At 65.3% G+C, this 15,702-nt stretch carries 8 protein-coding genes; 6 read left to right on the top strand and 2 right to left on the bottom strand.

The window, feature by feature from the left end; genetic code table 11:
• Window positions 1-154: 154 nt before the first annotated feature.
• Together A7X65_RS17905 and A7X65_RS17900 are read left to right on the top strand one after the other, a co-directional pair.
• On the top strand, window positions 155-1,951 hold the full coding sequence (locus A7X65_RS17905; protein ID WP_063686991.1) for an adenylate/guanylate cyclase domain-containing protein: 1,797 nt from the start codon (window positions 155-157) through the stop codon (window positions 1,949-1,951).
• 198 nt (window positions 1,952-2,149) lie between these two features.
• Window positions 2,150-4,930: a di-heme-cytochrome C peroxidase gene (locus A7X65_RS17900; protein ID WP_063686989.1), complete on the top strand. Its 2,781-nt coding sequence runs from the start codon at window positions 2,150-2,152 to the stop codon at window positions 4,928-4,930.
• 138 nt (window positions 4,931-5,068) lie between these two features.
• On the opposite strand, the gene A7X65_RS17895 is transcribed toward A7X65_RS17900, so the two are convergent.
• On the bottom strand, window positions 5,069-6,016 hold the full coding sequence (locus A7X65_RS17895) for an alpha/beta fold hydrolase (RefSeq protein ID WP_063686987.1): 948 nt from the start codon (window positions 6,014-6,016) through the stop codon (window positions 5,069-5,071).
• Between the two features lie 235 nt (window positions 6,017-6,251).
• Between A7X65_RS17895 and A7X65_RS17890 the strand changes: the two genes are divergently transcribed.
• Both A7X65_RS17890 and A7X65_RS17885 read left to right on the top strand, forming a co-directional pair.
• Entirely contained in the window at window positions 6,252-6,719 is a 468-nt protein-coding gene (locus A7X65_RS17890) for an Hsp20 family protein (RefSeq protein WP_063687776.1), read from the top strand.
• Window positions 6,720-6,953: 234 nt separating this feature from the next.
• Entirely contained in the window at window positions 6,954-7,724 is a 771-nt protein-coding gene (locus tag A7X65_RS17885) for an alpha/beta fold hydrolase (protein ID WP_063686985.1), read from the top strand.
• Window positions 7,725-7,954: 230 nt separating this feature from the next.
• Here the strand turns inward: A7X65_RS17885 and A7X65_RS17880 are convergent, their stop codons facing one another.
• Complete coding sequence (locus tag A7X65_RS17880; protein WP_063686983.1) at window positions 7,955-8,773, bottom strand: hypothetical protein; 819 nt, start codon at window positions 8,771-8,773, stop codon at window positions 7,955-7,957.
• A 491-nt stretch (window positions 8,774-9,264) separates the two neighbouring features.
• On the opposite strand from A7X65_RS17880, the gene gltB reads away from it, so the two are divergent.
• Window positions 9,265-13,998: a glutamate synthase large subunit gene (gene gltB, locus A7X65_RS17875; protein ID WP_063686981.1), complete on the top strand. Its 4,734-nt coding sequence runs from the start codon at window positions 9,265-9,267 to the stop codon at window positions 13,996-13,998.
• A gap of 145 nt (window positions 13,999-14,143) precedes the next feature.
• Window positions 14,144-15,595, top strand: a complete 1,452-nt coding sequence (locus A7X65_RS17870) for a glutamate synthase subunit beta (RefSeq protein WP_063686979.1) — start codon at window positions 14,144-14,146, stop codon at window positions 15,593-15,595.
• The last annotated feature ends 107 nt before the right edge of the window (window positions 15,596-15,702 follow it).

Genomic DNA, 15,702 nt, shown 5'->3' with positions numbered 1-15,702 from the left:
TAGGATTTACCTCGATTTTGCAATGCGGTTCATACTTTCACTCGGCCGCATCTGCTTTATAAAGGCAGGGTTACTTGAAATGCGGGATTCGAGGTGACTGCCACGCCGTGGCCGGTCCCAGATCCCTTACCAAGTCCCCTTGGAGCCCCGGAAGATGGAAAGACGTCTGGCCGCCATTGTCTGCGCCGATGTCGCCGGCTATTCGCGCATGATGGGCAGCGACGAAGCCGGCACCCATGCCGCCTTCAAGGCCCATCGCGCCGCGATCCACCCCATCATTCTCAATCACGGCGGCCGCGTCGTGAAGAACACCGGCGACGGCTTCCTGCTCGAGTTCGCCTCCATCGTCGGAGCCACCGAGGCGGCGGTCGCGATGCAGACGCTGATGGCCGAGCGCAACCACCATCTGCCGGCGGACCGCGCGATGCAGTTCCGGCTCGGCATCCACATGGGCGACGTCATAGCCGATGAGGACGAGGTGTTCGGTGACGATGTCAACATCGCCGTCCGCATGGAATCGGTGTCGAGCCCCGGCGGCTTCGCGATTTCGGCCAAGGCCTATCGCGAGGCCAGCAAGCATCTCACCGTGCCGCTGACCGACGCCGGCAACCATCGCTTCAAGAACATCAAGGATGCGATCGGGGTCTGGACCTGGACGCCCGAAGGGGCGCCGGCGCTGGCGCCCGAGCTGAGGGAGGCGTCGGCGCTGTCGCAGCAGTACCGCACGGCGATCGTCGGCGTGCTGCCCTTCGCCAATCTCAGCGACGCCCAGGACGAATATTTCTCCGACGGCCTCACCGAGGATCTGATCCACGCGCTGTCGCTGCAATCCTTCTATCGCGTGCTGAGCCGCAACTCGACCTTCGCCTTCAAGGGCAAGAATCTGAGCACGCGGCTGATCGCGCGCGAGATCGACGCGACCTATCTGATCCAGGGATCGGTGCGGCGCGCCGGCGCCAAGATCCGCGTCACGGCGGAGCTGATCGCGCCGGAGACCGGCGAGCAGCTCTGGACCGGGCGCTACGACCGCGACATCGGCGATCTCTTCGCGATGCAGGACGAGATCACCACCAACCTGTCCGCGGCGATCGCCACCGAGATCGTCCGCGCCGAGGCCTCGGCGCCGGCGCGGCTCTCGACCGACGTCACCGCCTGGGATCGCTTCCTCAAGGGGCTGTCGCATTACTACCGGCAGACCAAGGAGGATCTGGCCGCCGCCGTCGACCTGTTCCGGGAGGCCATCAAGGTCGATCCCAAACTGTCGATCGCGCATGCCTATCTCGCCACGATCCAGATCCAGAGCATCCAGTTCGGCTGGGTCAAAGGCACGCGCGAGATGTGGGCCGAGGCGATGAACCTCGCCGAGACCAGCGTCCGGCTCGACCCGCGCTCCTCCTTCGCGTTCTCGATCCTGTCCTGGGCCCACGCGATGGAGGGACATTACGAGGCCGCGATGGACGCCGCCAAGCGTGCGGTCGCGCTCAACCCTTACGACAATGGCGCACGCGGCGTGCTCGGCATCTGCCATTTCGTGATCGGCGAGCATCGCGAGGCGATCGAGCTGTTCTCGATGGCGGCGCAGCGCGACAACAGCGACCCGCGCTACCAGTGGGCCACGCTGAACGCCTTCAGCCATTACCTGTTGCGCCAATATGACGCGACCCTGTCATGGGCGCGCGAGCAGCTCTACATCAACCCCAATCACATGCAGGCGCTGGCGATCCGCGCCGCGGCCCTGGCGCAACTGGGCCGGACCGCGGAAGCCGACGAGGCCGCCGGGGTGCTGATGAGCAACTACCCGACCCTCAACGTCGACCGTCACTTGCGCAATTTCCACTGGAAGCGGGCCGAGGACGTCGCGCATTACCGCGCAGGACTGCTGAATGCGGGTGTGCCGCTCGGCAAGCTGACCCTGGTCCAGAGCGACGTCAAACGCGCCGCCGAATCCTGACCGGCGGCCCGCGGGCCTTTCACGCGCTCTTCACATCCCCGTGGCGGTCTGCCGCCTGCCCTTATTGACAGGACAGTGAAATCGGCCACACTTCTCTACACGCTGAAGTAGTATAGCCTGCTGTCGGTTTGTTAGGACTTTGCGCGCTTGATCGCGCCGCCGTATTTCGCGATTCGCTGTTTTTCAGGATTTTGGGCCATGCATGATCCCGCTTCGAAGCCGCCCCTCGCCCCCTCGATCCAGGTCTCGCCGGACAATCCCTGCCCATTCCTGCGCGGCCTCGTCGGCGAAGGCTTCGTCGACGGCGGCACCGTCCCGCTCAACACGCTGTCGCAGACCATTGCGAATGCGAGCGGCGAGACGGGGCTGAAGAAGACGTCGGCCCGCATCCAGACCCGCGGCGTCGCGATGATCGCCAATGGCTTCAGTCATATCCTGAAGAGCTGGTGGTCCGGCGCGCAGCTCGATGCATTGCGCGGCGGGCCCCTCGACAAGCTCGGCGCCGGCTCGCGCATCCTCGGCGTCGACGGCAAGGTCAACGAGGACGAGATTGCCCGGCTGGCGAGCTTCGGCCGCAGCTACAAAGACCCGAATACGGGCATCAGCGAGACCGGCCTCAACGCCGCGGAAATCAAGACGTTCATGCAGGACAATCTCAAGCGCGCCGGGAGTAGCGCGCGCTGGTACTACCCGCTGCTGATGAAATTCGAATGGCCGATCCTGCTGAAGATCATGGGCAAGGGGGACAAGGACAAGCCCGAGGAGCGCTATCTCAGCGTGGACGACGTCCGCACGCTGTTCAACGAGCGCAGCTTCCCCGATCGCATCAGCAAGCGGATCGTATCGCAGCCGCTGCTGTCGACCTGCGCGCTCAGGTTTCGCTGGGCGCTCGGCCTCACGGCGGGCGCTTTGGCGCTCGTTCTTGCCGCCCTCGTTGCGGTCGCCGAATTCCCCAACCAGGTCCGCGCCATGCTGCCGCAGAAGGGCATCCTCGCGCAGCTCCTGCCGCCGCCCTTGCCCACGCTTCCGCAGACCAATGCAGCCTATTGGCTCGAGCAGAACTGGTCGCTGAAAGACCGGCACTGGTTCCACCATGCCAGCCAGGGCACCGCGACCTTCCCGGTGCCCTATGAATGGTTCATGGCGCTGGAGCAGCCGCGCCTTCGCCTGGTCTCGCAGCCCGGCATGCTGAAGGACAGCGCCTATCTCGAGCGCTTCGGCTTCATCCCGAGCCCGAAATCGATCAACACCGACACGGCCACGCTGCGCCAGTTCGGCTACGCCAACGTCTATGAGACGACGCAGGCGGGCGACTGGTCATCAAGGTGGACGCCGGCCGAGAATGTCGACGGCCTGCCGGTCGGTTTCGCGCGGATGACCGGCGTGGTCGATCCCGCGACCGGCCGTCGCGAGGAGGACAAGATCGGGCTGACCTGCGCGGCCTGCCATACCGGCCATATCCAGTATCAGGGCATCGACGTGCGCTTCGACGGCGGCCCGGCGATGACCGATCTGAAGAAGCTCGAGCTCGTGACCGGGCTGTCGATCGCCTACACGGTGTACGTCCCGTTCCGCTTCGACCGCTTTGCCGATCGCGTGCTCGGCCGCGAAGCAAGCAAGGCGGACCGCAAGGCGCTCAAGCAGAAGCTCTCCGCGACCATGGATTTCCTGCTCGACTGGCAGACCAGGTACAACAACACGATCGAGCACAAGAAGACCTGGGACGGCAGGTGGCAACAGGACACGGAGGAAGGCTTCGGCCGCCTCGACGCCCTCAATCGCATCGGCAATCAGGTGTTCGCTCAGGATCTCGCCTTGAGCGGGGTCAAGGGATTCGAAAAGAACCTGCATGCCCAGGACGCGCCGGTCAGCTATCCCGCGATCTGGACGGTGCCGTGGTTCAAATTCGCCCAGTACGACGCCTCCATCGAGCAGCCGCTGATCCGGAACGCCGGCGAGGCCCTGGGCGTGACCGCCCTGCTCAATCTGTCCGACGCCTATCCTGAGAAGCGGCTGTGGACCTCCTCCGTCGATATCAGGACGCTCGGCTGGATCGAGGACATGCTCAGGGGACCCGATCCGTTCAGGGCGCCCGATCCCGCCAAAGGTCCGAAGTTCGGCGGCCTGCTGTCGCCGAAATGGCCGTCGCAAATCCTCGGTGACGCCTGGCGGATCGACCAGACGAAGGTCGAGAACGGCCGCAAGATCTACGCCGAGATGTGCTCGGGGTGCCATTTGCCCGCCGTCGACACCCCGGCCTTCTGGTCCTCAGGGCATTGGGAGACAAGCGGCGACAGCAAGGTCCTGAACGCGGTCACGATCCCGCTCAAGGAGATCAAGACCGATCCCGAACAGTCCCTCGTGCTCAGCAAGCGGATCGTCGACGTGCCCGCCTTCCTGAAGGTGAATACGTCGGACCTGCAGAAATGGTGGCAGTGCGATATCCCGACCGCGAGCACCTCGCCGACCGAGATGGTCTATGCGCTCGGGCTCATGACCGTGGTCGATCTCGTCGCCCAGAAATGGATGGTCGACCAGGACGTCCCGGACGCGGAACGGGCGAAATTGTGGAACATGGCGCGCAAGAACTGCCTCAATCCCGCGCCCGATCCGCGCTACCGCGCGCGGCCGCTGAACGGCATCTGGGCCACCGCGCCCTACCTGCACAACGGCTCGGTGCCTTCGCTGTACTGGCTGCTGAAGCCGCAGAACGAGCGCCCGCAGAAATTCTGCATGGGCCGCCGCGACTATGATCCCGTGACGGTCGGCTTCGCGGTCACCGCCGACGAGCGCTGCAAGACCGGCGAGACGCAGTTCTTGATGACCGGATCCGACGGCCGGCTGATCCAGGGCAACAGCGTGCTCGGCCATTCCTTCGAGCGCAAGGAAGGCGAGCCGAAACGCGACGGCGTGATCGGCCGCATCTTTAGGGATGACAACGAGCGCTACGATTTGATCGAGTATCTGAAGACGCTGTAGCGCCTCATCGTCATGCCCGGGCTTGTCCCGGGCATCCACGTTCTTGGTGCCGCAGCAAAGGACGTGGATGGCCGGGACAAGCCCGGCCATGACGGAGTTTGCCGAACGATCCGTGGCGCAGGATGCGTCCGAGTCTTCTCACTTGAACAGCGGCGTACCCGGCACGAAGGCGTCGAAGGCGGCCCAGAACTGGGAGCGGTAGCGGTCCTGCTCCTGGAGGATCTCGTGCTTGGCGCCCGCGATCACGAGATGCGAGCCGGCGCGCAAATGATAGGCGAACTCCTCGATCGCCGCGGTCGAGACCACGGCGTCGTTCGAGGCCGCCAGCATCAGGATCGGCTGGCGGATCTCGGAAGGATAGTTCATGCCCTTGAAGGTGTGCATGGCGCGGAAGGCGGTGTCGGCCCAGGCGACCGTGGGTGACGCCAGGCCGAGCGTCGGATCCTCCTCCAGGATCGCGGCGTTGCGCGCATAGCGGACGGGATCGCTGGTCAGGGGATTGTTGATGAAGGGATCGAGCCCCGTGATGCGGTCGCTGCCGCCGGGGACATAGCGGCCGCCCATCCCCATCAGGCGCATCGTCTTCAGCAGCGCGCGTGCCGGAAACGAGGTGGAGCGGCCGGGCAGGTCGATCATCGGCGCCGACAGCACCATGCGGTCGAACCAGCGCTTGCCGGAATGCGCCACGCGCAGCATCACCGTACCGCCCATGGAGTGGGCGAGCGCGAAGAAGGGCGGCGGGCAGTCCGGCAGCACCACCTGCTGCACGAAGGCTTCGACGTCGATCTCGAAATCGGAGAAGTCGCGCACATAGCCCTTGCGCGGATCGCGCAGGCGGCGCGAGGAATGCCCCTGCCCGCGCCAGTCGATCATCGCCACCGCGAAGCCGCGGTCGCGCAGATCGCGCACGGTCTCGAAATATTTCTCGATCTGCTCGCTGCGCCCGGTGAAGACGCAGACCGTGCCCTTGCGGTTCGCCGGCGGCGCCCAGCGCGCAAAGCGCAGCTCGACACCATCAGGGGTCTTGATCGTACCGCTGACGACGTCTTCGGGAACGGGGTTGGAGGGAATCGAGACCAGCGTCATGATCGGGAGTGCTTGGGCGCCAAGTGCTGTACTCAAGTGCTGCAAATCAAGGGGCGGGAGCGCCGAAAAGGCGCTGTTGCCGCCCTCTTGAACGCCGTCTCGTTCCACCCATATCACCTTCGTGCAGGCCGCTACCAGTGTTTCGGAACCGGAACATCAGGCTGCACACAGACTAAAGCCCGGCCCGATTGGCGGGCGGGTTACTCAAAACAGTCGCTCAATGGAGGACTTGACCATGCGTAGCTACGATCTCACCCCGTTTTATCGTTCCACCGTCGGCTTCGACCGTCTCTTCAACCTGCTCGACCAGGCAAGCTCCGACGGCAGCCCCGGCTATCCCCCCTACAACATCGAGCGCACCGGCGAGAACGCCTACCGCATCACCGTCGCGGTCTCGGGCTTCGCCAAGGATGAGCTCTCCATCGTCGCGAAGGAAAACACGCTGACGATCAAGGGCGAGAAAGTCGCCAACGAGAACAGCAAATCCGAAGTGCTCTATCGCGGCATCGCCGCGCGTGCTTTCGAGCGCGCCTTCCAGCTTGCCGACTTCGTGCAGGTGAAGGACGCCTCGCTCGAGAACGGCCTGCTTCACGTCGATCTCGTCCGCGAGATTCCCGAAGCCAAGAAGCCGCGCCAGATCGCGATCAACGCCGGCGCTGCGAAGGCGCAGGTGATCGAGAACTCGGCCGCGCAAGCCGCCTAAGCAGCACTCGACTTCCAGGTTGCGAGAACGCCCCGGTGCCCCGGGGCGTTTTTGTTGTGCCTCTTCTTCGTCGCCCCGGCTGCTCCTTAACGTCGCCCTGGCGAAAGCGGTTGCTCGGCGGCCTTCCTCCAAAACATGGCCTACCGCACCGCATCACAGACTGGTGAGCGGCGTAACGGCGGCACTGTGCGCTCCGTCCTTTGGGCATCGAACCCAAGACAACGGAGACCGATCTTGACCCTTTGGCGCAGCCTTTTCGTCGCCGCGAGCCTGCTGGCGGCCCCTCTCAGCCTCGCGCACGCGCAGACACCGCAGACGGTGAAGGCGAAGAACGTCGTGCTGGTGCACGGCGCCTGGGCCGACGGATCGAGCTGGTCGGAGGTGATCCCGATCCTCCAGGCTGCCGGCCTCAACGTCACCGCCGTGCAAAATCCGCTGTCGTCGCTCGCCGATTCCGTCGATGCCACCAAGCGCGCGCTGGCCGAGCAGGACGGACCGACCGTGCTGGTCGCGCATTCCTGGGGCGGCACCGTGATCAGCCAGGTCGGCACCGATCCGAAGGTCACCGGCCTCGTCTACATCGCCGCGCGCGCCCCTGACGCGAATGAAGATTTCGTCGCGCTGTCCAAGCAGTTTCCGGCAGGCCCCGCACGCGCCGGCATCGTCGAGCGCGACGGCTACACCAAGCTCTCCGAAGACGCATTCCTGAAGTACTTCGCCAACGGCGTGAAGCCGGAGCAGGCCAAGGAGCTCTACGCGGTGCAATGGCCGACGGCCGCCTCGATCTTCGCCGGCCGCACCACGGAAGCGGCGTGGCATTCGAAGCCGAGCTGGTACGCGGTGTCGAAGAACGACGGCACCATCAATCCCGACTTCGAACGCTTCCTTGCCAAGCGCATGAACGCCACCACGATCGAGCTCGACGCCGGCCATCTCTCGCTGGTGTCGCATCCGAAGGAGGTGGCGAATCTGATCCTGGAAGCGGCGGGATATCCGCGGAGCTGAGGCGGTTGCCGTGAATGCAAAAGGCGCCTGACTGCTCAGGCGCCTTTTGTTTTGTCTTGGTGTCGTCCTGGCGAAAGCCAGGACCCATTACCCCAGCAAGGCATTTGGCGAAGGCTTGTCGTTCGGTACTAACACCTCGCTCCCACCGATAGACCTCGCGGTAAGGGTCCTGGCTTTCGCCAGGACGACACCGGAAATGTGGCGCGAGCTTGCGTCAAACCGTCAGCGCACTAATCCAGCCCCTGAGCGGCCGGCATTTCCTGCGTCGGCTGGATCGTTGCCGCGGGCTTGGCCTGGCCGACGGTTGGCGCAGCGGCTTGCGGCGCAGCTTCGGCGGGCTTGGCCTGCGCGGCGGCGGCCTGCTGCTGCGGAGGTTGCGCCTGTGCGGGCTGAGCCTGCGGCGCCTTCGCCTCGGACGCCTTGACCTCTGGCGCCTGGGCCTGCTGTGCAGGTTCAGCCGGCTTCACCGCCGCAACCGGCGTCTCGCCGCGCTGGGGAGCAGCCTTGGGCAGCGGCACCGCGCGCTTGGCGACATGCGGGATCGCGGCCGGCGGGCGCGGCGGGCCGCTGCGGACCACGGTCGGCGGCGGCAGCGCGGTTTGCGGGCCGTAGGGCGCGACCGCGCGCTCTTCATAGGACGGCGCCATGCCGTAGGCATCGGCGGCCGGCATGAAGCGCAGGATTCGTCCGTCGCGGGCATCGATCACCAGCCGGCCGTCATCGCCGCGGCGGTCGATCACCGCGATGGTGTAGACGTTGCCGCGCAGGCGCGGGATGCCGAGCGGTGAGAAGCCGTTGTCGCGCAGGACGGCGTAGACCTCGGTCGCCGGCAGCAATGCCGGGGCCGGCCCGCGCTCCTCATAGCCATAACCGTAGCCATAACGCGGCGGCGGTGGTGGCGCAGCGTCCGGCGGCCCATAGGGTCCGTCGAAATCCGACACCGCGATCATCGCCCCTCCCGAGATACCGTTCGCGGGAACTTGCGCTTGAGCCGTGCTTGCGGCCATCACCAGCGCGGCGGCGGCCACACATCCTGTGAAAAACTTCATGGTCGAGACGCTCCTGTCAGACCCCGAACGGAGGCGCGCTCTTTCGCTTCTCGCGGCGTGGCGCGCCTTCCGAAGGGCCGATCCGAAGCTTCATCGGTGATTTCGGCGTCTGCAGGGCCGGATCAGGGCGCGTTTGCTTCAAAACCGGGGCCGCGCAACTTTCGGAAAGCGATTGATTGACATATCGGGAATCGGGACTTCCACGCGCTTGTGTGATAGACAAAAATTTGGCAAGGTGCTGGTTAGGACAGGAAGACTGTCTTAATTTTCTTTGCAGTTCCGGCATACGGATTGCAACGAAAGTCGGTGCTTTCGAGCACAAGAAGGCAACAGGCAAAGCCGTTCTCGGGGACGAAGAACGCCTTGGCCTGAATTTAAGAAAATGCGGCTCGCAACGGACGAGCGGTGACCCAGAGGCGGGTGCCGCGGAACGCCCAAGGTGCGCCGAAGAGAGCGGTGAGGCAGCTTGCCGCATGGAGAGGATTGGAACAATGAACGGGTCGCAATTCGAGCGCGCAAACATCGTGGCAGAAGAGCTGTCGGCGACGGTCGCCTCGAAAACGACCGATCCGATTCAGGAACACAATTCGCGCCCGCCGGCCGTTGGCCTCTACGATCCGAGCCTGGAAAAGGATTCCTGCGGCGTCGGCTTCATCGCCAACATCAAGGGCAAGAAGTCGCACGAGATCGTCGCGGACGCGCTCAGCATCCTCTGCAACCTCGAGCATCGCGGCGCCGTCGGCGCCGACCCGCGCGCCGGTGACGGCGCCGGCATTCTCGTGCAGATCCCGCACGCCTTCTTCAGCCGCAAGGCGAAGGAGCTCGGCTTTGCGCTGCCGGCTCCGGGCGAATACGCCATCGGCGCGCTCTTCATGCCGCGCGACACCGCCTGGCGCAACGTGATCAAGAGCATCATCGCCGACCAGATCAAGGAAGAGGGCCTGACCCTGCTCGGCTGGCGCGACGTGCCGACCGACAACTCCTCGCTCGGCGTCACCGTGAAGCCGACCGAGCCCGCCTGCATGCAGGTGTTCATCGGCCGCAACGGCACCGCCAAGACCGAGGACGATTTCGAGCGCCGGCTCTACATCCTGCGCAAGTCGATCTCGCAGGCGATCTACCAGCGCCGCGACCGCGGCCTTGCGGGCTATTACCCCTGCTCGATGTCCTGCCGCACCGTGATCTACAAGGGCATGTTCCTCGCCGACCAGCTCGGCAAGTACTATCCCGATCTGCACGAGAAGGATTTCGAGAGCGCGCTCGCCCTCGTCCACCAGCGCTTCTCGACCAACACCTTCCCGGCGTGGTCGCTGGCGCATCCCTACCGCATGATCGCGCATAACGGCGAGATCAACACGCTGCGCGGCAACACCAACTGGATGGCGGCGCGCCAGGCCTCGGTCAGCTCCGAGCTTTACGGCAAGGACATCAACCGGCTCTGGCCGATCTCCTACGAAGGACAGTCGGACACCGCCTGCTTCGACAACGCGCTCGAATTCCTGGTGCAGGGCGGCTACTCGCTGCCGCACGCCGTCATGATGATGATTCCGGAGGCGTGGGCCGGCAATCCCTTGATGGATGAGAAGCGCCGCGCCTTCTACGAATATCATGCCGCGCTGATGGAGCCGTGGGACGGCCCCGCCGCGATCGCCTTCACCGACGGCCGCCAGATCGGCGCCACGCTCGACCGCAACGGATTGCGGCCGGCGCGCTATCTCGTGACCAAGGACGACCGCATCGTCATGGCGTCCGAGATGGGCGTGCTGACGATCCCCGAGGACCAGATCATCACCAAGTGGCGCCTGCAGCCCGGCAAGATGCTGCTGGTCGACCTTGAGCAGGGCCGCCTGATCCCCGACGACGAGATCAAGGCCGAGCTCGCCAAGAGCCATCCCTACAAGGAATGGCTGGAGCGGACCCAGATCGTGCTGGAAGAGCTGCCGAAGGTCCCGACCACCGGCGTGCGCTCCAACCTGTCGCTGCTCGATCGCCAGCAGGCGTTCGGCTACAGCCAGGAAGACATCACCATCCTGATGACGCCGATGGCCTCCACCGGCGAGGAAGCCGCGGGCTCGATGGGCAACGACACGCCGATCTCGGCGCTGTCGGACAAGGCCAAGCCGCTGTTCACCTACTTCAAGCAGAACTTCGCGCAGGTCACCAACCCGCCGATCGACCCGATCCGCGAGGAGCTGGTGATGAGCCTCGTCTCCATCATCGGACCGCGACCGAACCTGTTCGACCTGCAGGGCCTTGCCACCACCAAGCGCCTCGAAGCGCGCCAGCCGATCCTGACCGACGCGGATCTCGAGAAGATCCGCTCGATCTCCGACGTCGCCGAGTCGCACTTCAAGTCGCGCACGCTCGACACGACGTTCCACGCCGGTCTCGGCGCGGCCGGCATGGACCAGGTGCTGGACGAGCTCTGCGCGCGCGCCGAAAGCGCGGTGCGCGAGGGCGTCAACATCATCATCCTGTCCGACCGCATGGTCGGCACCGACCGCGTGCCGATCCCGGCACTGCTGGCCTGCGCCGCCGTGCATCATCATCTGATCCGCGTCGGCCTGCGCACCTCGGTCGGTCTCGTCGTCGAATCCGGCGAGCCGCGCGAAGTGCATCACTTCGCCTGCCTTGCCGGCTATGGCGCCGAAGCGATCAATCCGTACCTCGCGTTCGAAACCATCGTCGCGATGAAGGACCGCCTGCCCGGCTCGCTCGACGACTACGAGATCGTCAAGCGCTACATCAAGTCGATCGGCAAGGGCCTTCTCAAGGTGATGTCCAAGATGGGCATCTCGACCTACCAGTCCTATTGCGGCGCGCAGATCTTCGACGCGGTCGGCCTCAAGGCTGATTTCGTCGGCAAGTTCTTCGCCGGCACGCACACCCGCGTCGAAGGCGTCGGCCTTGCCGAGATCGCGGAAGAAGCCGTGCGCCGTCATGCCGACGCGTTCGGCGAGGCGCAGGTCTACAAGACCGCGCTCGACGTCGGCGGCGAGTACGCCTATCGCAGCCGCGGCGAGGACCATGCCTGGACCGCCGAGTCGGTCGGGCTGCTGCAGCACGCCGCGCGCGGCAATTCGCTGGAGCGCTATCGCGCCTTCGCCAAGATCCTCAACGAGCAGTCGGAGCGCCTGCTGACGCTGCGCGGCCTGTTCCGGATCAAGAACGCCGACGAGGAGAAGCGCAAGCCGGTGCCGCTCGACCAGGTCGAGCCGGCCAAGGACATCGTCAAGCGTTTCGCCACCGGCGCGATGAGCTTCGGCTCGATCTCGCGCGAGGCGCACACCACGCTCGCGATCGCCATGAACCGGATCGGCGGCAAGTCGAACACCGGCGAAGGCGGCGAGGAAGCCGACCGCTTCAAGCCGATGCCGAACGGCGATTCCATGCGCTCCGCGATCAAGCAGGTCGCCTCGGGCCGCTTCGGCGTCACCACGGAGTATCTCGTCAACTCCGACATGATGCAGATCAAGATGGCGCAGGGTGCCAAGCCCGGCGAAGGCGGCCAGCTGCCCGGCCACAAGGTGGACGCGACCATCGCCAAGGTCCGTCACTCGACCCCGGGCGTCGGCCTGATCTCGCCGCCGCCGCATCACGACATCTACTCGATCGAGGATCTGGCGCAGCTCATCTACGACCTCAAGAACGTCAACCCGACGGGCGACGTCTCGGTCAAGCTCGTCTCCGAGATCGGCGTCGGCACGGTCGCCGCGGGTGTCGCCAAGGCGCGCGCCGACCATGTCACCATCGCGGGCTTCGAAGGCGGCACCGGCGCTTCGCCGCTGACCTCGATCAAGCACGCCGGTTCGCCCTGGGAGATCGGCCTCGCCGAAACCCACCAGACGCTGGTGCGCGAGCGGCTGCGCAGCCGCATCGTGGTCCAGGTCGACGGCGGCTTCCGCACCGGCCGTGACGTCGTGATCGGCGCGCTGCTCGGGGCCGACGAATTCGGCTTCGCCACCGCGCCCTTGATCGCGGCCGGCTGCATCATGATGCGCAAGTGCCATCTCAACACCTGCCCGGTCGGCGTCGCGACCCAGGACCCCGTCCTGCGCAAGCGCTTCACCGGCCAGCCCGAGCACGTGATCAACTACTTCTTCTTCGTCGCCGAGGAAGTCCGCGAGATCATGGCCTCGCTCGGCTTCCGCACCTTCAACGAGATGATCGGCCAGGTTCAGTTGCTCGACCAGACCAGGCTGGTCGCGCACTGGAAGGCCAAAGGCCTCGATTTCTCGAAGCTGTTCGTCAAGCAGAAGGAAGAGAAGGGCCAGAAGATCTATCACTCCGAGCGCCAGAACCATCATCTGGAAGCGGTGCTCGACCGCACGCTGATCGAGAAGGCGACGCCCGCGCTCGACCGCGGCGCGCCGGTGAAGATCGAGGCCACGATCAACAGCACCAACCGCTCCGCCGGCGCGATGCTGTCGGGCGCGGTCGCCAAGATCTACGGCCATGCCGGCCTGCCGCACGACACCATCCATGTCGGCCTCAAGGGCACCGCCGGCCAGGCCTTCGGCGCCTGGCTTGCGCACGGCGTCACCTTCGAGCTCGAAGGTGAAGGCAACGACTATGTCGGCAAGGGCCTGTCGGGCGGTAAGATCATCGTCAAGCCGCCTGCCAACAGCGGCATCGTGCCGGAAGAGAGCATCATCGTCGGCAACACCGTGATGTACGGCGCCATTCAGGGCGAGTGCTACTTCCGCGGCATCGCCGGCGAGCGTTTCGCCGTGCGCAATTCGGGCGCCGTGGCGGTGGTCGAGGGCGCGGGCGATCATTGCTGCGAATACATGACCGGCGGCATCGTGGTCGTGCTCGGCAAGACCGGGCGCAACTTCGCGGCCGGCATGTCGGGCGGCATCGCCTACGTGCTGGACGAGACCGGCGATTTCGACAAGCTGTGCAACATGTCGATGGTCGAGCTCGAGCCGGTGCTGTCGGAAGAGCTGATCAACGCCGGCACCTATCACCACTCCGGTGACCTCGAGGCGCACGGCCGGGTCGACGTGTTCAACAACCTGCTCGCCTCCGACGTCGAGCGGCTGCACGTCCTGATCTCGCGCCATGCGAAAGCCACCGGCTCCAAGCGCGCCGCCGACATCCTTGCCAATTGGAAGGACTGGCTGCCCAAATTCCGCAAGGTGATGCCGGTCGAGTACCGGCGCGCGCTGCGCGAAATGGCGGCCAACGCGGACGCCGAGCCGAAAATCGCGATCGGGGCGTAAGACTATCAGCGCCCGTCATTGCGAGCGCAGCGAAGCAATCCAGACTTTCTCCTCAGCAGCAGACTGGATTGCTTCGTCGCTTCGCTCCTCGCAATGACGGTTGAGAAAGCAACAAACGAACTAAGCGGCAGGGACTTCGGGTTTAATGGGCAAGATCACGGGTTTTCTGGAAATCGAACGGCACGACCGCAAGTACACCCCGGTCGCCGAGCGCGTGAAGCATTACAACGAGTTCGTCGTTCCCTTGAGCGAGAAGGAAGTGCGCGACCAGGCCGCGCGCTGCATGAACTGCGGCATTCCCTATTGCCACGGCACCGGCTCGGTCGCGCCCGGCACGCCGGGCTGCCCGGTCAACAACCAGATCCCCGACTGGAACGACCTCGTCTATCAGGGCAACTGGGAAGAAGCTTCGCGCAATCTGCACTCGACCAACAATTTCCCCGAGTTCACCGGCCGCATCTGCCCCGCGCCGTGCGAAGCGTCCTGCACGCTCAACATCGACGACAACCCCGTCACCATCAAGACCATCGAATGCGCGATCGTCGACCGCGCCTGGGACAATGGCTGGCTGAAGCCTGAGATCGCCGCCGAGAAGACCGGCAAGAAGGTCGCCGTGATCGGCTCGGGCCCGGCCGGCATGGCCTGCGCGCAGCAGCTCGCGCGCGCCGGCCACGACGTGCACCTGTTCGAGAAGTACGCCAAGGCCGGCGGCCTGCTGCGCTACGGCATCCCCGACTTCAAGATGGAGAAGGGCGTCATCGACCGCCGCGTCAAGCAGATGGAAGGCGAAGGCGTCACCTTCCACTACAACAGCCATGTCGGCGCCGACGGCAATGTCGATCCGCGCGAGATGCTCAACGAGTATGACGCCGTGGCGCTGACCGGCGGCGCGGAAGCCCCGCGCGACCTGCCGATCCCGGGCCGCGACCTCCAGGGCATCCACTACGCCATGGACTTCCTGCCGCAGCAGAACCGCCGCGTCTCCGAGGAGCCGCTGGGCGGCGTCCAGGAGATCCTGGCCAATGGCAAGCACGTCGTCGTCATCGGCGGCGGCGACACCGGTTCGGACTGCATCGGCACCTCGCTGCGCCAGGGCGCGCTGTCGGTGACCCAGCTCGAGATCATGCCCGCCCCGCCCGAGCGCGAGAACAAGGGCCTGACCTGGCCGAACTGGCCGCTCAAGATGCGCACGTCCTCCAGCCAGGCCGAAGGCGCGGTTCGCGAATTCGCCGTGCTGACCCAGAAGTTCTCGGGCGAGAACGGTCAGGTCAAGAAGCTGCACTGCGTCCACGTCGACGACAAGTTCAAGCCGATCGCCGGCACCGAGTTCGAGCTCGACGCCGAGCTCGTGTTGCTGGCGATGGGCTTCGTGCACCCCGTGCACGAGGGCCTCTTGAAGCTGCTCTCGGTCGACCTCGACCCGCGCGGCAACGTCAAGGCCAACACGCTGGACTACCAGACCTCGCGCCCCAACGTGTTCACCGCCGGCGACATGCGCCGCGGCCAGTCGCTGGTGGTGTGGGCGATCCGTGAAGGCCGGCTGTGCGCCCGGTCGATCGACACGTTCCTGATGGGGAAGACGGATTTGCCGCGGTAACGGCTGTCGTCCTGGCGAAAGCCAGGACCCATACCGCGGAATCTATCGATGGCAGTCGGTCGTCGTACCGAACTGCCAGTCTTCGCCAAACTACTCCCTAGGGTAAT

This window comes from Bradyrhizobium stylosanthis (assembly GCF_001641335.1).
GTDB lineage: Bacteria > Pseudomonadota > Alphaproteobacteria > Rhizobiales > Xanthobacteraceae > Bradyrhizobium > Bradyrhizobium stylosanthis.
This window is presented reverse-complemented; position numbering and strand designations above follow the sequence as displayed.

Excerpts from the sequence above, each read along its gene's own strand:
- A7X65_RS17905 (WP_063686991.1), top strand. The coding sequence starts at position 155 with ATGGAAAGACGTCTGGCCGCCATTGTCTGCGCCGATGTCGCCGGCTAT.
- A7X65_RS17900 (WP_063686989.1), top strand. The coding sequence starts at position 2,150 with ATGCATGATCCCGCTTCGAAGCCGCCCCTCGCCCCCTCGATCCAGGTC.
- A7X65_RS17895 (WP_063686987.1), bottom strand. The coding sequence starts at position 6,016 with ATGACGCTGGTCTCGATTCCCTCCAACCCCGTTCCCGAAGACGTCGTC.
- A7X65_RS17890 (WP_063687776.1), top strand. The coding sequence starts at position 6,252 with ATGCGTAGCTACGATCTCACCCCGTTTTATCGTTCCACCGTCGGCTTC.
- A7X65_RS17880 (WP_063686983.1), bottom strand. The coding sequence starts at position 8,773 with ATGAAGTTTTTCACAGGATGTGTGGCCGCCGCCGCGCTGGTGATGGCC.
- gltB (WP_063686981.1), top strand. The coding sequence starts at position 9,265 with ATGAACGGGTCGCAATTCGAGCGCGCAAACATCGTGGCAGAAGAGCTG.
- A7X65_RS17870 (WP_063686979.1), top strand. The coding sequence starts at position 14,144 with ATGGGCAAGATCACGGGTTTTCTGGAAATCGAACGGCACGACCGCAAG.